Raw genomic sequence first — 23,362 nt, forward strand, 5'->3', positions numbered from 1 at the left:
TTCCGGTTACCCGAGCGCGGCCCGGTATCGGCGCACCGGATCGAACCATATCTCGGTCATCGCCCAGCGCTTTCCGGTCTGCGTGCCGGTCTCGTCGAACACCGGCTGCGCCTCCATGTGCGCCACCACATCGATCGTGAGAAACAGCAGGCGCTTGAGCGCCGCATCGTCGTAGGCGCCAGCTTCGGGATGTTCCTTCGCCATCAGCGCAAACCGCTCGATGGCAACCGCTGCGCTGGAGGCGTGGTAGCTCGTGATCGAACCGGAATGTCCGGTCGTCAGCAGCTTGAGGAAGTCGTACGCTTCCGCCCCGCGCAACTCGGCCAGCAGCACGCGGTCAGGACGCATGCGCATCGTGCTGGCGATCAGGTCCGCGGGTGTCACCCGCGCCTGGCCGTGGCCACCCTTGCTGTAGACGAGATGCACGCAGTTCTCGATATGACGGATAAACAGCTCCCGGACATCCTCGATGGTCACGATGCGCTCGCCCGCAGGGATGTGCTGGCACAGTGTCTTCATGAAGCTGGTCTTGCCCGATCCCGTACTGCCGACGATCACGATGTTCAGACGACCTGTGACCGCCCGCGCGAAGAAGGCCGCAAAGTCACGCTCGTCGAGCCGGCGCACCAGTTGATGATCCGATTGCCGAAGCAGGCTGAGTGCATCGTCATCGAGCCCCGCCGGGCGAAGCCACGACGTGTCGTCAAACAGGCCCTCGGCGCGATAGCTGCCGAGCGTCTTCTCTTTTGAAGAGGGCCGGCGGATCGTGACCGACACGGTGTGCGGCGGCACCACTGGCGGCACCACGATCTGGATGCGCGCGTCGCCCGGCAGGAGCGCCGAAAGCACCGGGTGCTCGGCCGACACCACCTGGCTGGTGAGCGTCGCAATTGCCACCGCGAACGACATTAACCGCTCGAAGTCGAGATCGGGATAGTCGTGCGCACGCCAGCCGAGATGCGTCTCGGTCAACACGCGCTGAGGCCGGTTGATCACCAGCTCGGTCACATCCGTCTCATCGAGCAGCGGTGCAAACGGGCGCATCAGCTCACGCACCGACGCATCGTCGGGTAGACGCGCAAGCGGCACTTCGTCAAGCCGGTCTGGTATGGATGCGCCCGTGTTCATCGGAGCGCCTCCGGCTGCAACGCATAGACCGTGCTGAAATCCAGATCCCGTGCGACGATGATCGTGAATTCCGCGCCCTGGTTCTGCGTGAGCGTCGGCGGGATGTTGATCGTGCTGTCGAGTACGCGCGTGGCCATGTCGTTGCCCTGCTGCTGCGTGTTCTCGAAGACGACGGGTCCGTTGCTGTTCCCGCCACGCGTCGCGAGGTAACCGATTGCATCCTGGGTCATGCCGAGCAGCATCGCCGCGCCAATGCGCTCGCCCCAGTGGTTGTTCACGTAACCACCGACACCCATGCGTCCCAGCGCGTCAGCAGCCGGTGAGTCAATTTCGACCGTCACGCCATGGGGTGTCCTGATCCTGACTGAGAGGACGAATACACGGGTCTGCCCCGGCGACAGGTTGGAGCGGTATTCGCTGTTGATCTGCGAGCCACGCTCGATGAGCACCACGCGCCCGTCATCCGAATACACGTTCCGCGTGACCGTGCAGGTGGAGATGCCAGCTTCCGTCGAATCGAAGGCGGTGTCACCCACACAGTCGATCTTCGCGCCCTGGGCAAGAATCAGGCTGCGATTGCCGAGGAGCCCCGCCGTGACCCGGGGTGTCAATGTGGGCGTCAGCGCCTGGCCAAGTGGGCTGCCGGCCTGCCCACGGTCAGCAGTGGGTGTAGTCACGGTGCCCGACACGGACGCCGGCGCAGGCGTGCCGACACCGCTCTGCGGCGCGCCGGTCATTGCGCTCTCCTGTGTCCCGGAACTGCTGGAGCCTCCCGTCGCCAGTAACGGCGCGTCGTAGTAGCTGCGCACGGTCGGGGCGCGCGCGGAATTCGCCGGCGAACGCGTGAGCGCCGCGGCGGACGCGGGCACGCCCTGACCCTCAGGCGCGCTTGCGGGGTGTGCATCCGATGCCGGCATGCCGGTGGCCGATGCCGGCTGGTCGCCGAAGATCCTTCCCTGCACCGGCTGGTCAAGCGCGGCGTCGCGTCGGGCCTGGGCCGCCGCGTCGTGCCGTGCCAGAAGGCCGTGAACGCTCCAGACCGCCCCGGCGACCACGACCGCCACGATGGCGAGCGGCGTCAGCCACCACGCGCGTGGACGACCGCTGCCGTGTTGCCCCAGTTCTGGCATGCCGCGGTCGGGCGATGCGCGGTCTGGACCTTCGGCAATGGCCGGATTCTCCAGGTTGCCCGCATTATCAGGATTGACAGGATTGCGGCTGCGGTCAGCGGGACCGTCCGGTTCGATCAGGTTGCGCGGGGTATCGTCACTCATGGCCGCCACTCCGCAGAACACGCTTCACGCCAGTCACCGTCGTGCCATCCTTCGGTGGCACACCGTCCATGTCGTACGCGTCGTTCCAGATGCCCACCGCCTCATCGGCGAGCCGCAGCACGAAGCGCTGTGCAACCTCATGGATGACGATAACGTCGCTCTCGATGTGCCGATCCACCACGCTCTCGCTACCGTCCTCCGCGACCCGGAAGATCGCGGGAATGCGGCGGTTGTTGGGGATGCGCAGGTACGTGAACCGGCCGTCGTCCCAAGCGGCAACCGGCGCAATGTCGTCCGAGTGCGGCATGACCTGCATCGAGTAGCGGGCATTGCGCACAACCCGCGGCTGTGCAAGGCGCTGCTGCATAAGTGCCCGATCCGCATCGATGCGGGCTTTTTCCTGTACCTCATCCTGATAGCTGAACGTGACGCGGTACACCTCCTCGTCATTGGCGAACTTCGCCTTCAGGGGCAGCACCACGAGATCGAAGCTGTAGCTGCGCAGGTCGGTACGGATTTCCAGGTTCGTGTCGTGTGCGGCAAGCTGCGGCTTCAGCCACACGTCGTGATCGCCCCGGTTCGCCACGACCTGCCAGCCGTCGCGGTCTCCTGGGGCGACAACCAGAATCCGTTCATGCGGATCGAGCGCAATATGGGTGGCAAAGCCGCGCTGTGCGTCGATGCGCACCACCTCATCCGCGCGGTACAGCACCTGGCGCACACGCGAATCGCGTGACCAGCCGGGCACGTCGTAGGCGTGTGCAAGCTGGGTCGCCAGCGAGGCGAACATCGCCACAATCAGCAAGCGCGGATTCATCGGGCACCTCCCGCTGCAGATGACGAGGCCGGTGGTGTGTATTCGGGATCGCGGCTGTAGGCTGTCACCGTGAAGCCAAACGGGTTTTCGACCGCCGTGCTCTCCCGCGTGAACACCGGCGGCCGGTAGGTGTAGGCGAGCGTCACCACGAACCGCTGTGGCGGTTCGGCGTTGTCCTCGCCATGTTTGCGCGTGGTGCACTCGATATGCACCACCGCCCGCCCCGATTCGTCCGGTGGCAGCGTGGTCGACAGGATCCGGATGCGGCGCTCGGTGCCGGGACCGAGTTGCCGGTCAAGTGCATCCGGGCCGCTGTAGATCTGGCGGTAATCCCGTGCGACCGTATCCGCGCTCATGTCGAGCACCCGGTCGTAGTCCATCTGCAGCAGGCCCCAGTCGTAGCGCTCGCGCGAGCGCACATAGACGTCGACCCAGTGCTTGTCCTGGATCTCGCTCGTGTGCACGTGCTTCGCATCGAGCACATCGATCACCTGTGACTCGCCCGTCAGACGGTCGACCTCGATGGGTAGCGGCACCACCCGGTAGAACGGCACCATCACCGCGAGCGCCATTGCGCTGAGCGCGGCGACGCCCACTGCCGCGTAGGCCACGTGCCATGCCCGCCGCTCGGAATGTGCCTGCATATCCGTGAGCGAAGCCTCGATGTCCAGCACGCGCCGGTAGTCATGGCTGGCTTTCATGAGCGGGCCCCATCCGTTGATGGCACCGGCGGCACACGATTCACCGGCACGCGATGCGCGCCGTCGGGCAACACCGGTTTCGGCGGATTGCCGCTACACGATTCGATAGGGATGACTAAACAGAAAATTAGTATGGTAACCATCAGATTCTTCATGCTGCGCTCCTTCAGTTGCCGAACGTGGCCGGGACCATCTGGTCCTGCAACCGTGCCGTGTTGCCAGCCCGCCTCATCACGAGCTCACCCTGCTGCTCGGCGATCAGCCGATCCTCGGTATCCGAGAGCATCCTGAAGAGCTGCAGCTTCGTCATCTCGTTACCCACCGCGGTACTCTCCGACTGGATGCGTGCCTGCAGTTCGGCAACGCCTTTGGGATCCTGCGTGACATCGATCTGCTGCATCAGGCTCTGGATCTGGTTCAGCTCCTGAAGCTCGATCTGGTACGCCTGCATGCCGAACGCCTTGTCCTGGAAAGGCTTGTCGAGCGCGCGCTGACAGACCTGCTGGTCGATCCCGCTCTGGTCCTCGCAGTTGTAGATCTCGCCTGCCGAGCGCAGCGCCTGCGCGCTGCCAGTGAGACCCGCATAGCCGCCGTTCTGGATCGCCGTATAGACACTCGTCCAGTTCGACGGCAGGGAATTCGCCAGCACCGGATTGCTGAGCAGTGCGCCGAATCCGCGGGACCCGTTCATCGACTGGTAAAGCTGGATCTCTTGCTGGACTTGCTGTTCGAGCTGGGCGACCGTCGAGATGGCCTGCGCGACGTTCTGCGCGTCGAAAACCGGAATGCCCTGCGCATGAACCGGCCCCACGACGGCAGCAGCGAGGACCGCCGCAGCGGCAACGCGCACCAGTGCGTATGGTTTGCTCATGATGTTTGCTCTCGCTTCAGTCACCCTGGCCACCCAGATGTTCACGGGCCGCACGTTGATACGCCGGCACTTCACCGCTGCCGCCCGGGGCACCGCCGGTGCTACCCCCGGGACCACCACCGAAGCCGCCACGGTTGTCGATCGCACCGCCCGGGCGCCGCTCGCCATGTCCCCAGCGCAGCGCGGTCATGAAGCCCGCGATCACCTGGCGCGAGGCAAGACCGGCGACGAATGCCCCGAAACCCGACAGCGTTGCGCCGCCAGCGAGGCCCGAGGCGACCGCCGGCAGTTGCCAGCCCACCATGGCGAGGAACGCACCGGTCACGAAAAGGCCCAGTGCCGAGGCAAGCGTGGCCACACCGGTCAGGCGCTGCTGTGCGTTCGCAACCAGGCTCGCCGCGTTCGCACCAGGTGCCGACGTGGTCACGTGAAATGTCGCGAGATCGCTCGAAAAAGCGGTCAGTGCCATGCCCAGAAAGGCGGCGACCAGTACCTGCAGTAACGCATAGTTGGCGACCTTCGCCGTCCACGCCTCAAAAAAGCGTGCAGTCGGGCTAAACGCGCCGCAGGCGATGAACGCCGGCCCGAGCCCCAGCACGAGATCAAGCAGCATCCTCGCCATTACGACTTCGAATGCGAGCACCATCAGGAAAATGGAGCCGCCCAGCGCGGCCACGAGCCCGCAAAGGAAGTCACCAACGCCCGCGACGATGCCGCTTGCGCTGAAGCCTTCGTGCATCGCCTGGTCGAAGTAGGCGTCCATCACAAGATCGATCTGCTGGTCGTAGCAATCGAGCGTCTGATAGATGGCCGCCGCACTCGAGCCAGTCACGCTGCTGCCGCTGACCGAACCGCATCCGGGGTTGCCTGCTCCGGTATTCGCGGCCGCACTCTGGATCGTCTGCGCGAGTCCGGCCGTGACGTCATTAACGGCGGTGACGACCTGCGCCTGGTAGATGCCCGTACCGAGCGCGAAGGCGAGGATGATTGCCAGTTTCAGGCCACGCCACGCAAACGCGGGCACCGACTCGTGCGCTTCACCGCGCACCACCGCAAGACCATATGCGAGAACCCAGATGGCGACCGCCGTGGTGACTGCCGGCACGAGCGCACTGGAGAGAGCAGACGAAACATTCGTCACATACGTGCCCATGCCGTTTTCCAGCGTGCCGCCGACCGCAGTAAAGAGCCCGCTCATCGCGCACCACCTTTGCGCGGCGACAGACCGGGAAACGCCTGCGCGTTTGCGGCCCGACGCTTCGCAAGCTGCTCGTGAAAGACCGGCAACCAGTCATCCGGGTCGTCACCCACCCCGGCGCGGATGGTGTCGAGCAGCTCGACGTTATCGGTCGTGCCCGACAGCACATCGAGCACGTCGCCAAGACCGGCAAGATCCAGCCGGCCGATCGCCGAGCGGTGACCCTGCTTGAAGAGAAAGAGCCGGCTGTTTTCTCCGAGGTTGCGTACTATGTTGAACTCGGCTTCGGTCAGCTTGAAGCCGCGCACATAATCGTCATAATCGGCGCGCGGGTTGGGCAGGAAGAAGAACGTCGCGGTCTGCTCGATGAGCGCGCGCGCAATGTCGCTGCGCAGCACATCGGCCGGTGACTGCGTATCAAAAATACCAAGTCCGTTTTGCTTGCGGATCGTCTTCTGCTTGTTGTTCGCAAAGTCCGTGAAAACCGGGTCGCCGAGCCGCTTCCAGAACTCCGTCATCACATAGACGAAGCGCCGGCCGTCGATGAGGCTTTGCGTCAGATGCAGCAGATACATCGTGAGGGGCGTCGATACTTCGGGATCGTCGAGCAGCTCAGTGTCGTCAAAGCCAAAGAGACGCGCACGGGTAAAGTCGAGTCGGTCCACAGGGTTATCGAGCAGCCAGCCCAGCCGCCCCCCCGCGCACCATTTCGCGAGCCGCGTATGCAGGCTGTTCTCCCCGACGTTGGGCAGCAACTGGCGCACCACCGACAGGCGCCGCAGCGGCTTCTCCATGCGGGCCACCTCACGCACGGCCCGCGAAATATCCATCTCGTCCTTCGCCGGCAGCAGCAACCCGTGATTCACCAGCTTGCGCACGAGCCGCTCCCAGAAGTCGATCACGAATTCGTCCGGCTCGAGCTGGAAGGGATTGAGCCCCGTTGGCTCTCCGCGGCGGAACACGCTATAGATGCCGCCCATCGCGCGGATCGCGATCTCGGTGCCCCGGTCCTTGTCATAGAGCACCGCGGTAATGCCGAACTTCATCGCCATCGCAAGCAGCATCAGTTCCAGCACCGTCTTGCCGGCGCCCGCCTGCCCTATGATCTGGACATTGGCGAGTGCCTTCTCATCGGTCGAGTCCTTCTTCTCGGGTGTCGCGTGAAAATTGAGATAGAGCGGCTGGCCGCTTGGCGTCTTGACGATCGTGATTGCCTCACCCCACGGATTGCCATCGCGCTTGCCCGTTGCGAAGTTGTGCAGGCTTGCAAGCCCGCAGAAGTTGCGCGAGGTCAGCTTCGCCTCACGCGGGCGGTAGCGCCAGTTCCCTGGCAGTTGCGCGAACCACGCGGCGTCCGCCACCAGGTCGACCAGCGCGGCCTGAAAGCCCGCGTCGGCCAGTTGCGTGCGGGCCATCGCCACGTGCTTTGCAACGTCGTGTGGCGTGTCGCCCAGCACCGCGAGTGAATAGTGATATTCGCCCAGCACGAACTCGCCATTGATCAGCTCGTCGAGCGCCCGGTCCATCGCAACAACCTGCGACACCCCCACATCCTCGGCCGCCAAGAGCTGGTTGCGCTGCCGCTCCAGCGCCTCCTTCGCGGCGGCCCGGTCGAGTATGGTGAAACTCTGCGTCTCGATATACTCGAAATCGCCATACAGCATCCCGTTGAGCATGCCGGGCTCGGTTTCCTGTGGATAATCCTTCAGGTCCAGCAACGCGGCATAACGGGTTGCCGACGGCATGCGAATTTCGACTTTCTCGGTACGGAAGAAGAGCCGCGAGGTTGGCAACGCCTCGCGGATCATGCCGGAAGGCACCGGCACGGGCTCCCACACGGCATTGACAAGATAGCCGAGAAATTCCAGCGCCGCGGAAAAACGGCGCGCTCGCCGGGCGTACTGCATCTGCTTCATATGGACCCCCAGCGCCACCGGGCCGTACGGTTTGAGACCCGATTCAACCTGTGCAGCGATGTCCTCCATCACCTTGAGTGCCTCTTGCTGGTCACTCCGGATGTCGTCCAGCGTGCGCCGGTTGGCCTGGCTGAACAGGCGCCCGAGTCGTGTCCGGTTGGGCCGGTAGACAACGCTCAGATAAAGCTCGTTGGCCATCATCCGGTACCCGGTAAAGCTCTCGTAATAACGAGTCGCCAATTGCTGGCAGAGCCGGTTGGCATACGGCGTCGCGAAGTGATCCGTGACGCGCCGGCGCAGTCGGTGTGCCCAAAGGCCCACGTGCCCGCCGGCCAGCCCCCGCACCAACTGATTAAATCCCTCATGGCGCGCGAGGATCTCGGCAGGGTCAGCCGCCTCGAATGCGATGCCAGCGATCTTCCAGACACGCAGGTAGTCCCCCTCACGGGTGCGGATGACCTGATCGGTCACATGCGTCGAATACGGAACAAAGTTAGCGAGCACCACTTCCCGGTTTGCCACGGCCACGAGCTTTGGATCGGCATGCATCTCATGCCCTCCTCTTCAGGCGCACCGGCACATAAGCATGCGCACCCCAGAACCGGCGGTTGCGCTGCGGCAGACCGATGCGCAGACGCAAGACCAGTTGCGCGAGCCGCTGGTCGTCGTTGCGCGTGATCACCCGCATCGCGACGAATACCGGGATCATCAGCAGGAGAATAGCCACACCGACCGGGGGACTCGCCAGCAGCGCCCAGATGGCCGGGATCAACATGCCGCCTCCGACCATCAGCGCGGACACGAGCGGCACGCCCCAGAGCATCGCGGGGCGGGTGCAGCCCTTAAATACGGGATCCTTGAGCGCATTCATGGTTCTGCTCCCTTTCTCGGGGATCAGGAAGTCGGGATCAGCATCGCGGCGATCACCGTCGCGCAGCCGACGAACAGCCCCCCGATGAAGACATTCGCGATGTCACCGAACCGGGCGTGCTGGAACATCATCTTGAAACCGGCCCAGATGATCGAAATCGAGCACACCACGTCACCCACACCGAGCAGCGTCGTCTGGATCGTCGTCAACAGCGTGTTGACCTGGGAGAGCTGTGCGTAGGCCGGTGAGACCAGCACCGCTGCCAGGACGGCGCCGGTAGGAAGCTTTGCCAACCCGCGGGCGAAATCCCGGATCCTGCAGATCCGTTTTTCGGACTTATTTTCAATTAGGATACTTAAATTCATGACAGTCTCCTTGCACGCCGATAACCAGATTTTTGCCTTCACCTATGCTTCAAAAAACCACCGCGCTAGTGTCCGAGGACTCGCCTTGCGGTTGCCCCGGCGCATTGCCCTGTGGTACCTGTGGCCCTGGACCATCAGCAGAAGCCGGTTGCGCCGGGAGCGGGCGCTGCGCCCGCTGCGGAAAACCACCGCGACCCAGCGGCACGACCGGAATCGCCGGGATCGCCGGGATCAGGCTCACCGCCGGGTCGATCGCCGGTACGCTGGGGACCAGATGCGCGGACACGCTATCAGCCGCGTTCTGGACCACGCGCTGCACATATCCCGTCCTGTATCCCGTCGCGAAGTCGCCGCTCGCGTAACAGGACAGGCTCGCTCGCAGTGCACCCTGGACTTCTGAGCGCGACTTGCGCGCCTGTGCGTAACAGTCCTGCAGGATTGCGGCGCCAGCAGCCAGGTTGAGGCAAGGATCAAATGCGTTCTGCATGCTCATGCCATACCGCGACCAGTTGGCCCGGTTCACCTGTGCGAGGCCCACGCTGTAATCCCATCCGCCCGCCTCCAGTGCCCGCACAGTGGCCGTGGCTTCCTCGAGGCTGGCTGGCTGGCGCAGCAGCCGGGCGTGCACCACGCCGATGGCGTAAGGGTTAAACGATGACTCGGTGCGCACGATCGCCGCCATTGTTGCCGGCGAAACTCGCGGGGCACACTGCTGCGCGAGCGTCATGAAGTCGAGCACCGTCATGAGCGGCCTCCCGCCTCATCGACATCACCGCCCTCTTCGCGTTGCATGCGCTCTAGAAACCGGCGCGCCGACTGCATCGGGTCGTAGGGTGCATCGGTACTTCCAGCACCATAGAATTCCGTGATCGTGTGGCCCTCGCCATTCGCATCCCACCAGACGCGCGTATAGAGCTCGCCGTCGATAACGACGTTGATGGCGCCGCGCGCACCACAGAGCAGCTCGCTCTTCTCGGGCCCACCCCAGTAAAGAAGATCCTCACGGCAATACGCAGCACTGGCGAAAGTGTTCGACGCGGATGTACCCTGCGAGCCACCTGCACCGAAGTCGCACGTCGGGAACGGATCGCCATGTCGCAACGCTCGCCAGAGTTTCTCGATCGGCGGCACGCATTCGGCGTACTGTTCCGGGCCACCCGGATTGGCGAGACAGAGGATCACCTGGCAGCCCCAGTCGTCGGCAAGGGCGAGCTTGGGTGCGATCACGCAGGTGCCGATGAAGCAGGCAAGTCCCGGAGCCAGGCAACGCATGAGGCGTGATGCCCATGAACGAATCGATACGTTACGCATGGACCATCTCCGTTGGACCGGGGTTAGCAGCAGATTCACCCTCCGTGCCGGAGCCCGGCCCGCACGCTGCGACGCAGTCCAGCCGAAGCGCGATCTCATCAAAGCAGTGGCGCACCGCGCGCCACGCGGGGCGTGCTGCCGCGTCGCTCCAGGCGATATCGAGCACCGACACTCCTGCGGCCTGTGCCTGTGCAATCGCATCCAGGCGGGGCATCCGAAGATAGCCATCAGGGTCGCGGGGATCCGGTATCAGCCACGCGCCCATTTGCGCCTGAAGCGCCCGCGCCTGTGCCCGCTGAAGCGGCGTATCTTCCACCATGTTCGGCAACAGTCCGAAGAAACGCAGCGCGGGATTGAGCCTGGCACGAACATTCCGCACGCCGTGCGGACCATTGATCAGATCGTATGTACTGTCGAATGCTTCCCTTGACAGCACGATCGGACTCAGCATCGCATCCGCGTTTGCCTCAGCACACACGGCGCGCGGGTCGGGCAGTGGCGGACAGTCGATCAGGCAGACGTCCACGAAAGGCGCCACCACGCGCAGCAGGTGTCGCATGTTTGCGTAGTAGCGCGCGCTGCTCTCGCCCGCCGCCGACCGGAGTCCGTGGACTGTGCGCGCCGGCAGTACCTGGATGCGAGGTGCGCGCGCTCTGCCTGTCTGCGCGTGCGGCTTCACGGGCACACGCTCGCCGCTAGGCATCACCGCTTGAGCGGTGCGTGTGAGCGACGCCGTGCTGCAAGCGGGCTCCGCCAGATCAAGCACCAGTACCCTGGCTCCACGCACCCGGCGCAGATAATGCGCGAGTTGGCACAGCAGTGCGCTCCTGCCGGTACCGCCTTTTTCCGCTGCAATCAGAAGTGTCTTCATGGTCCGTCATTCCCATCGACAGGCCGAGCGAAGCACCAGAAAGTCACGGGCGATGGAAAAAAGAACCCGCGGCGCCTGGGGACTGACCGCGGGCTCAACGGGGACCGTGGGCCAGAAAATAGAAAAGCCTGCGGATGCAGGCTTTGGGTTGTCTTGCGGCACACCACGTCGTCGCAGTGACTTCGGTACTTCGGGGCCGCTAACGCGTACTCGGTCGTGCTTCGCACGTTGACCGGATCAGATTGTTGGCTTCACTCTAGGCAAACGCGCGGTGCGATGCAAGAGCCCTCAGACGTCTCGCTGCCTCACCATTTACCCACGTGTTCTCAGGCATTCCTATGTGTTCCCAAAATAAACTTCACGCGCATGAGCTTCCACACCCACGTTGGCATCGGCCGACGACGTCCACCACCGAAACGCTGGCTGGTGAGCCGAGCCACCGTCGTCCACAAGGAGGTCGCACGCTTCATTTTTCGCCGGCTGGAGGTAGACCAATGTTGCCGAGTTTTGGGCTATTGCCGCCAAGAGCCTGCGCCAATTCCAGGCGCGCTGCCGCGAGTTCCAGTTCGAAGCGTTGCGCTGGTCGTCGGGGTATGCGCAGTCGCCGGCAGACAACCTCGCGATGGGCATGCCAGAGATAGACCATCCTCAGCATCTCGCGATGCCTCGGATGCAACGTCTGCCAGGCTTTCGTCACCCGCGCCGCATCGAGCGGATCGTAGGCGCCGCGCGACGTGTTTCCCCAGTTCTCGAGGCGACGGGCAAGGGGCACAGCAGCAAAGTCGCGACTCATGACCTCGGCTCCGCATGGTCCGGACATTGCGGCACCGGAGTCCGGTAGCGGGTGGGATTCGCGAGGAACCGCTCGATGTCGGCGGCACGCCATCCGACCATCCGGACACCCAATTGTATCGGCAGTGGAAATGTGCCGGCGCGCATGCGCCGGTAGATGGTTGAGCGTGACAGCCCCGTGTTCGCCTCGACCTGCCACCGACGCAGGATGACGAGCGGTTCGTTTTGTTTGCTGGACATGGCTTGCCCCCAGAAGGCGCCGGCTCAAGACGGTCGGAACACGAGGGCATTCAAGCAGCGATTTCGCCCGTCAGCCAAACCCGTCTTATCGACGGGATCTCCCGACGAGCCGGTGGGGCAGGCGTCGCAAGAGGTAGTGCGCTGACTACGCAACTTGATATTTGTTATCGAAAAGTCCAGCGTCGAGCCTGGTGAAGGGAGAATCGCGATGATCAGTGCCCGACCCGGGGCAACAGCCTCAAAGCCATATCACGCAGCCTGTCGAATCCGGGTATTACAACCCGAGCTTTCACGGTAACGGGGGTATTCTCGCGGACTTCAGCGGCGCTATGATAGGCAAGTGTGCCTACTATAAAATCAACCGCAAAATTAGTAATGCCTATGATCAACAGAGAAAGATTCCTCGCGTTGCTCACCGAATCCGGTGTTACGCAGGTCAAGAGCGCGGGCCTGATTGCTGAGCAAACCCAGCGGCCATGCTCCGCGCGCACGGTGCGTTCGTGGGCTCAAGAAAGCAGTTGCTTGAATAGGCACAAGTGCCCATTATCACGAATCGTGAATCGGGAGATTTCCGTGCGACCTTCTATGGCCCTTGACGCGCATCGCGCAGAGATTCGCCGGATTGTCGAAGCCAACATGGCGACCAATCCGCGAGTCTTCGGTTCGGTCGTCCGTGGTGAGGACAAAGACGGTAGCGATATCGACATTCTGGTCGATGCGCTGCCAGGCGAGACGCTGTTCGATCTGGGCGGCATTCAGTACGAATTGCAGCAACTGCTCGGAGTACGCGTCGATCTGCTGACGCCCCGCGATATTTCAGTGAAATTCCGGGCGGATGTGTTGGCCGAGGCAGTGCCCGTATGAACGCGAAGCAGCGTCAGTTGCGCCTGCACGACTATTTCGAACACATGCTCGAAGCATCACGTCTTTGCGCAGCGTATCTCGCTGGAATCAACAAAGCCGAATTCTTTGCCAGCCGAATGATCCAGCAGGCCGTGCTGATGAACATCGTCATCATTGGTGAAACGGCTACGCAGATTCGTGACGAGCACCCGGATTTTGTAAAAGCCAATGTCAATCCCGCAGTACCGTGGCACAAGATGATTGGCATGCGAAACCGGATGGCACATGGCTACTTCGACACGGATTTCGAATTTGTCTGGGACACGGTGAAGACGCACCTCCCGCTGCTTGAACATTTTATCGCGACTCGGATCGAGCCGCAAAACGGGCCCGAGTCGGATGGTGCGACGCCTTCGTCGCCCGACTTCGGTATGTAAAGGAAAAGATACGGACGCACTATTTTCAGCTGATGCGGGCTGTGAAGGAAGCCGTACCAGCAGTTGTTCGAGGGCATAAGTCTGCCGGCTTGCTGACGAGGGCTTTGATTCACATGATCGAGACTGAAGTCTTGGCCGATGTGGCCGCCACGGGAAAGTACATCAAGCGGATTCTGGACATGATCCGCGCTCCCGCTGCACTGGACTATCCGAAAGACGAACGCCCTGCTTCGTTTGAAGGGCATGGCTTTGTGCCGATCGTTTTCGGTGCCATCGAAGACGCTTGGCGTCGCGTCGACTAGGAAAACAAGGAAAACGTGGTGAATTTCATCAGGAGACGAGGATGTTCTCGGGAACGAACAATAGAGTTCGACACAAGCTCGCGTGGCTGCGACCGGCATAAGGCCGGGTTCGTTCGCCGGCCAAGTGGAGTCACTCGGGAAGATTTCTCGAGGGCCCGCTCGGAGGCCGACAACAGACTTCCGTCGAAATTGCTTTGATCTGCCGCATCGGGTCATTCCGGACCGTTCGGTGAAGTTCATGAGTGTGCGCATCGGCTAGTCGTGACAGGCAGCAACGGGCGAACGCGACCTTTGCGAAAAGCTACATCAGGCACGGGAGCAGTCGATCACATCGCTGCTGTGTCACGAAAGTAAATTTCCCGTCCGTTATGCCGCGAGATCCTGCCGGGCCGCACTTAGAGCATCATCGCGGTATTGGCGCTCCTAGCGCAAGCAAACGATGCAAATCGGTCCAGGGCACGGTCACTTCGAGAATGCCGGATGCCATTGCATCTGCCTCACCGGGGTTGAACGAAATAAGAAGGGCCTCCTTGGTGAAGGACCACGCCGCTGGATCTCGCACGTCCTTGCCGATTCCGTCCGCAAAGGACGGATCGACGTTCAAGCCCTGCAAGGCGCGATCACGTAAGAAGGTTTCCCATCCGCTATCCGGCGTGAACAGGTCCTCTGGCTTGAGGCGATGCAGGGCGGGCTTGAGCAAGTAGGAAATGTTGCTCATGGACACGGAAGCCGCTCCCGCAGCGCATTGCTCAGTGTGCAACATCTCGACGTTAATGAAATCGGGCATCGCTGACTGGACTGTGAAATCCACAAACTGATCGCTGGCCGTCTCGGCGTCTCCGAAACACCAATTTGCCCGCGCTGTCGCGGCTGACCGGACTATCGCACCATTCCATTGTTCTGCTATCGGGGAAATCGGATGATCGATTCTTGGCAGGCCCGTGTGCTGTTCCAAAGGCATGCCGGTGACTTCTTGTTTCCCGATTGACGTGTAATGGTCAATTCGGCTGAACACGAAGGGACCAATGGAAGTGGCGGCGCTGCGCAGATCGTCGAGCCGGTCAGCGTATTGCCGTCGTAGACAGGAGGTGGGGCTTTCATCCCTCTTGTTATCAAGACACAGGACTTTCACGACTTTGAGCCACTGTTGCTGCCCGGTGCGCAGGATCATTTTTCCCGGGTCGGAAAGTGATGACAGCGCCGCATCGTAGCGCTGTGCCATCAATGCGTCCTGAGCCGATAGTTTCAGATCGGCGCAAACCGTTTTCTCGAAACGGGTTCTGGCGTTGCCGCAGTCAAAACTTGCTGCCGTCGCGATTGAGGGCGCCAAACAGGCAACGGACAGGCTGACGATCATCAAGTAACGTCCCAGCCGGGCCTGGTGTCGCTGGTTTGCCAAGCGACCTATTAATGTTTGTCGCGTAGCGATCAAGCGCCAACGGACCCACCGCGGCACCGAACAGTAAAGGCTGGAATGCGGACACTCAACGCGCGACATCTGCAGCACAATGGTTGGCCATAGGTGGATAGAGTGATGCGGCGGCCGGCAAAGTTGTGCGCCTCCGGGTTATTGACACGCGTTGGCGATGTCGGCGCAGCAGGACTATTGGTCGTCGCTCAGACCACTCGGAACGCCATAGTGCGAACCGTCGTATTCCATTGTAAAGCTGGCCCGTCTGGCGGCCTTGTCCTTGCTTGCACATTGTTCCCCGGCCACCGTGTTGGTCGTGTCGACTGTCTTTTCGCTGACAAGTAGCGTTGCATAACCGCCGCGGCCGGCTGGACCGACCGATATTGCGCGGGACGTATCGGAGAACTGGCCGGCGCAGTTGCCGTCCCAATCTCCCTTGCTTTGTCGCGTCGTTAGATTGCTGAGCACCCGTCGAAGCTTGCGCTCGTCGATGACATAAAGACTGAGCGTGGTATCTGCGAAGGGATCCACTCGCGACGAGTTTTGAAAGCTCTTCCTTACGCCAAAGGCAAGTTCCTGAGGCGTAAGCCGCCAAGGTGCGGTATCGAGAGCAATGCTCTGCAGGCCCATCGCATCGGACGTAATGGCGGAGGGTTCGTAACTGTGAGCGATGACCGCTCCCGTCTTGCTGTCCGCCACCAGCACCTCGACATCATAGACGGTCTCATCGGTTGTCCCGCCTTTCTGGGGCAACGGCAACACGGCAAGCGTTTGCGCCGGATTCGCGGGCCAAACCTTGCAAGCGGCATTGTCGGCGTTGACAGCCCGGCCGGGTTGCAGCGTGTGAGCCCACTCAGTAAAGCGTTCTTTGCAGTCCGCGTGTGCGAGAAGGGGCAAGCATAAGAAAGCCGATGCAACGAGAGTGCGCATGGGTATGTGGTCGCAGGTTGTGGTGAACGTGAGCGATGCGCTGCCGCGGGAATTCTACAAGATCAGGCAGACTTAGGGGCGGGATACGCCGCAGTGACGCTGCTGTTCACGGAAGCGTCGACCTCGATTGACTGATATCAGCCAGAGTGCGGACATTCGGAGGGCTCGCCTGAGTGGCTCAAGTGGGTCCAGATGGAATGGACACCGCCCTCCCTTCGGGGAGGCAGGGGCCTGCGGGAACGCAGAGGCCCTCCAGAACCGATCGGCATGAATGTGCCAATCTATGGAGTTTCGACACGTCCACTTGAGGAACGGAGGGCCCAAATGAATGCTACGACATACGGTCTGGATGTTGCAAAGCAGATCTTCCAGATGTACTGGGTCGACGCGCAAACCGGCGAGATAGCCAACCGGCGCTTTCGACGCGACGAGCTGATCGCGTTTCTGGCTCAGCGGCCTGCGGGTCGAGTGGCGCTTGAAGCATGCGGTAGCGCGCACTGGTGGGCCCGCAAGATCAAGGCGCTCGGGCACGAGGTGGTGCTGTTGCACGCGAAGTTCATTCGACCATTTGTTCAGACGAACAAGACCGACGCGGCGGATGCCCGGGCGATCTGGACGGCGGTGCAGCAGCCGGGAATGCGAACCGTAGCGGCGAAGACAGAAGACCAGCAGGCCATGCTCGGTCTTCACCGGATGCGCTCTCTACTGATCAAGTTCCGCACCATGCAGGTGAACCAGTTACGAGGCCTCCTCTTCGAGTTCGGTGTGTCATTCCGCACCGGGCGCGTCGCCGGACTCAATGAGATCCGCGCACGCATGGAGGAACTCGAGGACGCCCTGCCGGGAGTCATGATCAGCAGTCTGCAGGACCAGTTGAGACGCATCGACGGGATCGAACAGGATATCGATCAACTTGAGAAGCAGATCAACGGCTGGTACAAGCAGGAAGCGGCATGCCAAGCAATCGCTGAAGTACCTGGCATCGGCAAGCTTACTGCAACTGCGCTGATCGCTACGATTGGCGATGCAAAAACGTTCAAGTCGGGCCGTGAGTTCGCCTCGTTTCTCGGACTGGTTCCACGGCAAAGTGGAACCGGGGGCAAGATCTGGCTGGGGACAATCTCCAAGCGAGGCGATCCCTATATGCGCACGCTGTTGATCCATGGCGCTCGCTCAGTGATGTGTCACACCAAGGTGCCGACGGCATGGCAGAAAGGAATTCAGGAGCGACGAGCACCCAACGTAGTAGCGGTGGCCCTGGCCAACAAGATGGCACGCACCGCGTGGGCTATTCTCGCTCACAGCACAGCGTATGAGAAGCACCACGTCAGCGTGAGACCCGCTTAGCAGGGCAGCAGAAAACGCAACACTGGAGTACCGATAGGTTGCTCAGGTTGATTAACATGTGATGGCAAAACAGGTCGGACCGCAGGAACGTAAGCCTGAACACAAGCTTGCACTTAAAGTGCGTGGCCGAGATGAGGACGTTCCTGGCGAATTCCATCAGGGCCCGCAGGCTTCGGCTTGCACGACAGGCCGGATATAAGACTGCAGCCGATACCTCATTTGAACATCACGACTAGATCGATCTGGCAAACCGGGCGGTGTCCATATAAGCTTGTGTGAAAACGCACGCTGATCGCCTAAACTGAAGTAACGCATTCAGGTCGGAGCGGGCACATGAAGCGATTCGTTGAAGGCGAAGTGGATAGCGTCAACTACGATGGCCGCCCTTTGCCCACGTCGTGTCGTCCGACTGACTGCGCCGCCTGAGCGCGCGCCTCCAGAGGTCAATGACGTGAGCGCGGAACGCCGCCATGGTTTCGCTATTGGTGCGCACGGCGTGGTAGTTGAAGTAGCCCTGAACTACCCGTCGTAGCCATTTCCCTTGCTCGGGGATCGAGTGATGCCATCTGTGCCGCAACTCATCTTTGATTTCCCGCAGGGTGGCCCGAAGCCGGTCGCACCGGGTCTTTCGCCTGAGCATGAACTTGCCGCCCCGGGCGCGGCCACTGATGTGCGCCTTTTACGACGACCAGATACTGGCGCCGATCAGTTCACCCCACCCCATTCCGGTACCCAGGGCGCCCGCATTCGGCAAACTCGCGACGACGGCCCAGATCGGACTGTCAGGCATAGTCGAAAAGCTGGAATACAACAAAGCGGCTGCCCTTTCGGATCTGCTGAACAGCGGCGCACAAATTTATAACCAGACACAACTGCAGAGCTCGACCGCCCAAGCCGCCGCGCTGTAGGGCCAGGCCGACCTTATTTACCAACAGCAGCGTTTGGCGGCCTGTCAGCTTGACCAAGCCGCTTGCCAACAAAAATAGCCTTAGTTTCAAACACTTAGCAGTCATCGCCCGAATTTACTTGATTTGTACGGCTAAAAACCGTACATTTGGTACAGCCAAGGAGGGCGATGATGTTACCTACCGAAACCCACAAACCGGTCAAGGCCGCGCGGACTGACCGCATCGATGCCCGGCTGAGCGGTGAGCTGAAAGATCTGCTTGAACACGCTGCTGCTTTGCAAGGTAGCAGCGTGACGGCGTTCGTCCTCGCGAGCGCAGAAGAAGCCGCATTGAAGACAATCAAGGACCACGAAACGATCCGCCTTTCGGAACGTGATCGCGAAGCCTTTGTCGCGGCGCTGCTGAATCCCCCGCTTCCGTCTGAACGCCTGCGCTCAGCCGCCGCCGCCTATCTCAAAGAAACGGGCCCGGCTTGATAGCCGGCAAATACCGGATCGAGCCGCTCCAGAAACACCACGAGCGGAGCGTGTTCCAATGCGGCACGGAAGAACTGGACCGCTATCTGCATCAACAGGCGGGGCAGGAGGAACGGCGGAATGTCGCCATGCCTTTCGTCCTTACCGAACCACCTGTGCCAGACGTGATCGGCTACTACACGCTTTCTTCCCTGGGCGTGGAGCACGAGGCATGGCCGCTTGAGATCGCCAAGAAGCTGCCGCGTTATCCGCAATTGCCCGTGACGCTGCTCGGCCGCCTCGCCGTCGATATTCGTCATCGCGGCGGGGGCCTCGGCAAAGGTCTGCTCATGGATGCTTTGTATCGCAGCTGGCAGGCTTCGCGACAGATCGGCTCGATGGCAGTCATCGTGGATGCAATCGATCAAAAGGCCCGTGAGTTTTATGAAGCCTTCGATTTCGTCGCCTTTCCTGATCAGGAGCGCCGCCTGTACTTGCCGATGGCGACGATTGCGAGTTTATTTATCGGATAGCTGCATCAGTCTGCAAACGGGCACTTCGATAGATCCCGCGAAGAATAATACCCACGGCACCCTGCCTTGAGATGGCTGTTGATCTGCGCCACCTCCGCCTCATCGATCGTTTCGTCCGGTCGAGACGCTATAAGGGCAAGTTCGGAGAGAGTGGGATGATCGTGTGCCCTGGAACGTGCGGCACGATGAACTCGCCGGATCGGGCATGAATGCCCCCCACCCGGTGAGAACGTCGAGGTCCCGCGTGTAATCATTTATGAGCTGTTGCAATCGCATGCCGTTGAATTGTCGTGCGGGCATCTTGCCGCCTGGTCTGATGTACATGTAGTTGTTCATCTCCAGATTTTCTTCCTCGGTCTTCGTAAGCGCGCTACCGGAAACGCTGTTGAGCTGAATCTCCTGGGCCTCGAGATTTCGATGGCGTGACCGCATGTACCAAAGGGCAAACATGCGATCGATCGCGTGCTTTTGTTCCGGCGCGATCGAATGGGCCTGCCCGCGCAGGATCGGTTGGACGATATCCTGAAACTCGTCCTCGATCTGTTTCATGAGAACGCCTTCTGTGCGCTGATCCCAGGCGCGTTCCGCACAAAACACGACGTTCTTCGGTTTCACCCGGCGCGATTTGCCCTCGGACATCTCGAACAACGACACGCGCTTAACGGGCCCGACAAACGCTTGCATGCTGCACAGCGGGAAAACATGCTGTTCGACCGTCAGCCCATTCGGATTTCCCGGAAGAGTTCGCTCGATCCGCGAGTGGTTTGGCGGGACTTCTCTGATCGGCTTCGCAGCCGAGGCGAGCATCCGGGCCATGACGGCCGCCGCCGGAAATTCCGATTCCGGATCGCTTTCGAGGCGCACAACTCTGATGACCGGCATATTTTTTCCAATGCAGTTCAGCAAACCAACGAGCCTTGTCAGCAGCAGCAGCGTCAAATTCACGTAAAACAGACGGTTTGAAACTCAACGTGATGAAGGCGATCAAGTGTGGGGTTCAGGGTCAATCTGGTCTTTCATGCGGTAGCTCTTTCCTTCGATGACGACGGTCTCGGCATGATGGAGGACGCGATCGAGCATAGCTATCGACGCCGCGAAGCCAGCGACAAATAGAACGCGCGACCGGACGTCCTGCTTGACGCTATCCAAGCTCGCTACACCCCATCCGCGAAGCATCCCGATCTGGGATCCAATCCGCGTTCTCCACGAGCTCTGAGGCATAAGTCGATCATCGATCGGCAACGTGCGCGTGCTCGCTATCGCAGCGCGGTGCAACCGCGATCTCGGCTAAAATAGCGGGGTGCTCGCTCTCGCGCCAACCAGCGGAAATCATCCCATGACCAGGACAAATCTCAGGTCCATCAGCATTGCTTCGGACCATAACCAGTCTAATCTGTCGAAAGGGCAAAAGGCGTTCAACACGCTCATCAAGCAGATTGAAAAGCGACGCGCCAGACTGAGTGCCTGGGAGGCTGCATTGCCTGCCTTCCATCGGAAATACGTAAGCGATTTCGCTCCCCTTGAGCAAACTTCCACCGACTTGCGGACCAAGCTCGTACATCGCCTGGACCAGGCGTACGCTCAGAAGGGGCTGACCAAATCCGAGCGCCGCACGATTGCAGACCTGATCAGCGACCTTGCAGGTGAGCTGGTCGCGCAGAGCGCTGATCCGGAGCTTAAAACGATTTACAACCGGTACAGCGAATCTGACTTTGACAGTGAAGCTGCCGCCGAATTGGACGACATGAAATCGGTGCTCGAGGCCATGCTCGGGGTCGAGCTTGGCGACGACGTTGATATGAGTTCTCCCGAGGATGTACTGCAGCGCGCGCATGCGCAAATGGAACAGCTGCAGGCACAAGATGCACTCGAAAACCAGGCTCGGGAGGCGCGCCGCGCCAAACGAAAAAAGACACCTAGGCAACTCGCAGCAGAGGCACGAGAACAAGTTGAGCAGGCCGAACTGAGCTTATCGATCCGCGAGGTCTATCGCAAACTGGCCAGTGCCTTGCATCCGGACCGCGAGACCGATCCGCAGGAACGTGAGCGCAAGACCACCTTGATGCAGAGGGCCAATCAGGCGTATAGCAAAAATAGCCTGTTGCAATTGCTTGAGTTGCAGTTGGAGTTAGAACACATTGACCAGAGCGTCATCAACAACATCGGCGAAGACCGGTTGAAACACTACAACAAGATTCTGAAGGAACAGGTCGGTGAACTCGACCACGAAATCCTGCACGTCGAGAACGGATTCAAGCACAGCTACGGAATTCCGCCCTTCATCGAGGTGTCGCCCGGCACCATCATGCGCAATCTTGCCGCTGATATCTTCTCGCTGCAGGAGAGCCTCCACGCACTTGAACATGACCTGCTCGTATTCGACGACGTCAAGCAACTGAAGGGCTGGCTAAAGTCCGTGAAACGGTCATTAGCCACGCCGCGTTTCGACGATATGCTGTTCTAGGGGAGCGTGGCCCTTCATGCTTCTTCCGTAGTGTGGAGAAAACACCGCTTACGATTGTTCTGACCAGAGAAGCAGAGCATGACCTTGAGCAGGTCGGCGACTACATCTGACCGGACATATTGCGCCGCGCGCTGAGCTTCATACGCGAGCTACCAGATTTTCTACTGTGCCGTCTGGACAGCGCATCGGCGCGCGCCAGGTGATCATGGCGCGCAACTTCGCCGCGATCCTGTTCCCGTAACGGCCCATTGCCTCATCACGCACCCGGCTGCCCGGACCACATCGTGATGTGTGCAGGGCCGCAAGTGCTAGAACTTCATCCTGATACCAGCGCCCACGCTGTTGCCTGACGACACGCTGGTCATCGTGTCGTAACGCCATGCCGCGTACACGTCCGTGCGCTTCGACAGCGGATAGTCGTAGCCGAGCGCCACCGTCGACCATCGGATGTCACTGCCTTGCGCCGGCCACCGGCGCGTGCCTGCCCATGACACCAGCACGCTGCCTGTGCCGACCTGGGCACTCGCGCCGATCTGCACGGTATCGTCGGTCACCTCGTTGTTGTTATCCACGCGTTCGTACTGGAAATAGAGCTTGAGCGCGTCAAGCCGGTACGCCCCACCGACAAGCCATGCCGTCTGCTCCGTCGCACCATTGAGAAACAGCGACGCAGTGTGCAGGCTCTGGAGTGCAGCCGTTGCCGAGAAAGGCCCAGCAAAGTAGAGCACGTTAGCGCTGTAGTTGGCTTGGCCCGCATGGCCTGCGATGCCAGCGTTACTGTAGAGCAGACTTCCCGAGAGGCCGCCCACTTCCGGCGTGTGGTACGCGATCGAGTCGTCGATTGCTGTATCACTCTGTACCGACGCCGCCCCCATGGCGGACCCCAGAAAGCTGTGAACCACCATGGGCGAGAAGACGAACGAATTGCCAAACGGGTTGAACAGCAATGTGGAGACGAACAGCAGGGAATCATTGCGTCCGAGCGTCAGTTCCCCAAATCGCCCGCTGAGTCCGACGAATGCCCTGCGTCCGAAGAACGACTGCCCCTCGAAGGAACCCGTCTGGCCACCATTGATGCGGTAAAAGCTTTCGAGCGTGAAGACCGTCTTCAGCCCGTCGCCCAGATCCTCGGAGCCTGACATGCCCCAGTACGACGTTGTCATCCCTCCAGAGCCCACCTGCCAGGTATTGCCAGATGCCCCTGGCGTGCGGACTACGCCCGCGAACGCATCGGCAAGCCCGTAAAGCGAAACAGACGACTGTGCGTGCACTGCCCCGGCCAATGCGCATAGCGCGAGTGCTGCGACACATTTACCCCATCTTCCCCGACAATCCGTGTGCATGTGTTCTCCTTTGTCTTTTTGGGTGATCTGTCCT

General features: G+C 61.1%; 28 protein-coding genes and 1 pseudogene. 8 read left to right on the plus strand and 21 right to left on the minus strand.

Going from position 1 to position 23,362, the window contains the following annotated elements:
- Nucleotides 1-6 precede the first annotated feature (6 nt).
- The 15 genes from virB11 to SBC1_RS13370 all read right to left on the minus strand — a co-directional run bounded on the left by virB11 (nt 7) and on the right by SBC1_RS13370 (nt 12,355).
- Complete coding sequence (virB11, locus tag SBC1_RS13300; protein WP_165988024.1) at nt 7-1,128, minus strand: P-type DNA transfer ATPase VirB11; 1,122 nt, start codon at nt 1,126-1,128, stop codon at nt 7-9.
- A complete protein-coding gene (virB10, locus tag SBC1_RS13305) occupies nt 1,125-2,402 on the minus strand; it encodes a type IV secretion system protein VirB10 (protein WP_165988026.1) in 1,278 nt (425 codons plus the stop codon). Before virB10 ends, virB11 begins: the two co-directional genes overlap by 4 nt.
- Nucleotides 2,395-3,219, minus strand: coding sequence for a TrbG/VirB9 family P-type conjugative transfer protein (locus SBC1_RS13310; protein ID WP_165988028.1), 825 nt, complete (start codon nt 3,217-3,219; stop codon nt 2,395-2,397). Before SBC1_RS13310 ends, virB10 begins: the two co-directional genes overlap by 8 nt.
- A complete protein-coding gene (locus SBC1_RS13315; RefSeq protein ID WP_165988030.1) occupies nt 3,216-3,920 on the minus strand; it encodes a virB8 family protein in 705 nt (234 codons plus the stop codon). Before SBC1_RS13315 ends, SBC1_RS13310 begins: the two co-directional genes overlap by 4 nt.
- The gene (locus SBC1_RS13320) at nt 3,917-4,075 is read right to left on the minus strand and encodes a hypothetical protein (RefSeq protein WP_165988034.1); all 159 of its coding nucleotides are present in this window, start codon (nt 4,073-4,075) and stop codon (nt 3,917-3,919) included. The genes SBC1_RS13315 and SBC1_RS13320 overlap by 4 nt, the downstream gene beginning before the upstream one ends.
- A gap of 11 nt (nt 4,076-4,086) precedes the next feature.
- The gene (virB5, locus tag SBC1_RS13325) at nt 4,087-4,791 is read right to left on the minus strand and encodes a P-type DNA transfer protein VirB5 (protein ID WP_165988037.1); all 705 of its coding nucleotides are present in this window, start codon (nt 4,789-4,791) and stop codon (nt 4,087-4,089) included.
- A 16-nt stretch (nt 4,792-4,807) separates the two neighbouring features.
- Nucleotides 4,808-5,989, minus strand: coding sequence for a type IV secretion system protein (locus tag SBC1_RS13330; protein ID WP_165988039.1), 1,182 nt, complete (start codon nt 5,987-5,989; stop codon nt 4,808-4,810).
- Nucleotides 5,986-8,454 carry a VirB4 family type IV secretion/conjugal transfer ATPase gene (locus SBC1_RS13335; RefSeq protein WP_165988041.1) on the minus strand — a complete coding sequence of 823 codons (2,469 nt, stop codon included), beginning with the start codon at nt 8,452-8,454 and terminating at the stop codon, nt 5,986-5,988. Before SBC1_RS13335 ends, SBC1_RS13330 begins: the two co-directional genes overlap by 4 nt.
- 1 nt (nt 8,455) lies before the next feature.
- Nucleotides 8,456-8,776 (minus strand): type IV secretion system protein VirB3, encoded by a 321-nt coding sequence (locus SBC1_RS13340; protein WP_165988043.1) that lies wholly within the window; start codon nt 8,774-8,776, stop codon nt 8,456-8,458.
- Between the two features lie 23 nt (nt 8,777-8,799).
- Complete coding sequence (locus tag SBC1_RS13345; protein ID WP_243830218.1) at nt 8,800-9,141, minus strand: TrbC/VirB2 family protein; 342 nt, start codon at nt 9,139-9,141, stop codon at nt 8,800-8,802.
- Between the two features lie 49 nt (nt 9,142-9,190).
- Nucleotides 9,191-9,886 (minus strand): lytic transglycosylase domain-containing protein, encoded by a 696-nt coding sequence (locus tag SBC1_RS13350; RefSeq protein ID WP_165988045.1) that lies wholly within the window; start codon nt 9,884-9,886, stop codon nt 9,191-9,193.
- The gene (locus tag SBC1_RS13355) at nt 9,883-10,413 is read right to left on the minus strand and encodes a hypothetical protein (protein WP_371826755.1); all 531 of its coding nucleotides are present in this window, start codon (nt 10,411-10,413) and stop codon (nt 9,883-9,885) included. The genes SBC1_RS13350 and SBC1_RS13355 overlap by 4 nt, the downstream gene beginning before the upstream one ends.
- A 31-nt stretch (nt 10,414-10,444) precedes the next feature.
- Nucleotides 10,445-11,323: a ParA family protein gene (locus SBC1_RS13360; protein ID WP_165988047.1), complete on the minus strand. Its 879-nt coding sequence runs from the start codon at nt 11,321-11,323 to the stop codon at nt 10,445-10,447.
- Nucleotides 11,324-11,789: 466 nt separating this feature from the next.
- Nucleotides 11,790-12,116, minus strand: coding sequence for a hypothetical protein (locus tag SBC1_RS13365; RefSeq protein WP_165988050.1), 327 nt, complete (start codon nt 12,114-12,116; stop codon nt 11,790-11,792).
- A complete protein-coding gene (locus SBC1_RS13370) occupies nt 12,113-12,355 on the minus strand; it encodes an AlpA family transcriptional regulator (protein ID WP_165988052.1) in 243 nt (80 codons plus the stop codon). The genes SBC1_RS13365 and SBC1_RS13370 overlap by 4 nt, the downstream gene beginning before the upstream one ends.
- A gap of 573 nt (nt 12,356-12,928) precedes the next feature.
- Between SBC1_RS13370 and SBC1_RS13375 the strand changes: the two genes are divergently transcribed.
- The 3 genes from SBC1_RS13375 (at nt 12,929) to SBC1_RS39860 (ending at nt 13,937) form a co-directional block, all read left to right on the plus strand.
- On the plus strand, nt 12,929-13,219 hold the full coding sequence (locus SBC1_RS13375; protein WP_165988054.1) for a nucleotidyltransferase family protein: 291 nt from the start codon (nt 12,929-12,931) through the stop codon (nt 13,217-13,219).
- Entirely contained in the window at nt 13,216-13,635 is a 420-nt protein-coding gene (locus SBC1_RS13380) for a DUF86 domain-containing protein (RefSeq protein WP_165988056.1), read from the plus strand. The genes SBC1_RS13375 and SBC1_RS13380 overlap by 4 nt, the downstream gene beginning before the upstream one ends.
- Before the next feature lie 113 nt (nt 13,636-13,748).
- Nucleotides 13,749-13,937 carry a hypothetical protein gene (locus tag SBC1_RS39860; protein WP_243830220.1) on the plus strand — a complete coding sequence of 63 codons (189 nt, stop codon included), beginning with the start codon at nt 13,749-13,751 and terminating at the stop codon, nt 13,935-13,937.
- A 403-nt stretch (nt 13,938-14,340) separates the two neighbouring features.
- On the opposite strand, the gene SBC1_RS13390 is transcribed toward SBC1_RS39860, so the two are convergent.
- Nucleotides 14,341-15,294: a DUF3298 domain-containing protein gene (locus SBC1_RS13390; RefSeq protein WP_165092294.1), complete on the minus strand. Its 954-nt coding sequence runs from the start codon at nt 15,292-15,294 to the stop codon at nt 14,341-14,343.
- Between the two features lie 246 nt (nt 15,295-15,540).
- Entirely contained in the window at nt 15,541-16,278 is a 738-nt protein-coding gene (locus SBC1_RS13395; protein WP_165092295.1) for a hypothetical protein, read from the minus strand.
- A gap of 324 nt (nt 16,279-16,602) precedes the next feature.
- On the opposite strand from SBC1_RS13395, the gene SBC1_RS13400 reads away from it, so the two are divergent.
- Complete coding sequence (locus SBC1_RS13400) at nt 16,603-17,625, plus strand: IS110 family transposase (protein ID WP_165092296.1); 1,023 nt, start codon at nt 16,603-16,605, stop codon at nt 17,623-17,625.
- Nucleotides 17,626-18,010: 385 nt separating this feature from the next.
- Here the strand turns inward: SBC1_RS13400 and SBC1_RS39865 are convergent.
- Nucleotides 18,011-18,298 (minus strand): annotated as a pseudogene (locus tag SBC1_RS39865) (group II intron reverse transcriptase/maturase); the annotation flags it as partial.
- On the opposite strand from SBC1_RS39865, the gene SBC1_RS13405 reads away from it, so the two are divergent.
- The 3 genes from SBC1_RS13405 (at nt 18,264) to SBC1_RS13415 (ending at nt 19,521) form a co-directional block, all read left to right on the plus strand.
- Nucleotides 18,264-18,533, plus strand: coding sequence for a hypothetical protein (locus tag SBC1_RS13405; RefSeq protein WP_165092297.1), 270 nt, complete (start codon nt 18,264-18,266; stop codon nt 18,531-18,533). The pseudogene SBC1_RS39865 and the gene SBC1_RS13405 overlap by 35 nt on opposite strands.
- A gap of 167 nt (nt 18,534-18,700) precedes the next feature.
- Nucleotides 18,701-19,009: a DUF1778 domain-containing protein gene (locus tag SBC1_RS13410; protein ID WP_206365953.1), complete on the plus strand. Its 309-nt coding sequence runs from the start codon at nt 18,701-18,703 to the stop codon at nt 19,007-19,009.
- Nucleotides 19,006-19,521: a GNAT family N-acetyltransferase gene (locus SBC1_RS13415; RefSeq protein ID WP_206365954.1), complete on the plus strand. Its 516-nt coding sequence runs from the start codon at nt 19,006-19,008 to the stop codon at nt 19,519-19,521. The genes SBC1_RS13410 and SBC1_RS13415 overlap by 4 nt, the downstream gene beginning before the upstream one ends.
- Nucleotides 19,522-19,620: 99 nt before the next feature.
- Here the strand turns inward: SBC1_RS13415 and SBC1_RS13420 are convergent, their stop codons facing one another.
- Both SBC1_RS13420 and SBC1_RS40580 read right to left on the minus strand, forming a co-directional pair.
- The gene (locus SBC1_RS13420) at nt 19,621-20,460 is read right to left on the minus strand and encodes a hypothetical protein (RefSeq protein ID WP_165988057.1); all 840 of its coding nucleotides are present in this window, start codon (nt 20,458-20,460) and stop codon (nt 19,621-19,623) included.
- Nucleotides 20,461-20,505: 45 nt separating this feature from the next.
- Complete coding sequence (locus tag SBC1_RS40580) at nt 20,506-20,742, minus strand: ATP-binding protein (protein ID WP_370469631.1); 237 nt, start codon at nt 20,740-20,742, stop codon at nt 20,506-20,508.
- A 115-nt stretch (nt 20,743-20,857) separates the two neighbouring features.
- On the opposite strand from SBC1_RS40580, the gene SBC1_RS13425 reads away from it, so the two are divergent.
- Nucleotides 20,858-21,985 carry a molecular chaperone DnaJ gene (locus SBC1_RS13425; protein WP_165988059.1) on the plus strand — a complete coding sequence of 376 codons (1,128 nt, stop codon included), beginning with the start codon at nt 20,858-20,860 and terminating at the stop codon, nt 21,983-21,985.
- Between the two features lie 308 nt (nt 21,986-22,293).
- Here SBC1_RS13425 and SBC1_RS13430 read toward each other — a convergent pair whose 3' ends face one another.
- Nucleotides 22,294-23,328: a porin gene (locus SBC1_RS13430; protein ID WP_165092300.1), complete on the minus strand. Its 1,035-nt coding sequence runs from the start codon at nt 23,326-23,328 to the stop codon at nt 22,294-22,296.
- Nucleotides 23,329-23,362: the final 34 nt, after the last annotated feature.

This window comes from Caballeronia sp. SBC1 (assembly GCF_011493005.1).
In the GTDB taxonomy this organism is placed as follows: Bacteria; Pseudomonadota; Gammaproteobacteria; order Burkholderiales; family Burkholderiaceae; genus Caballeronia.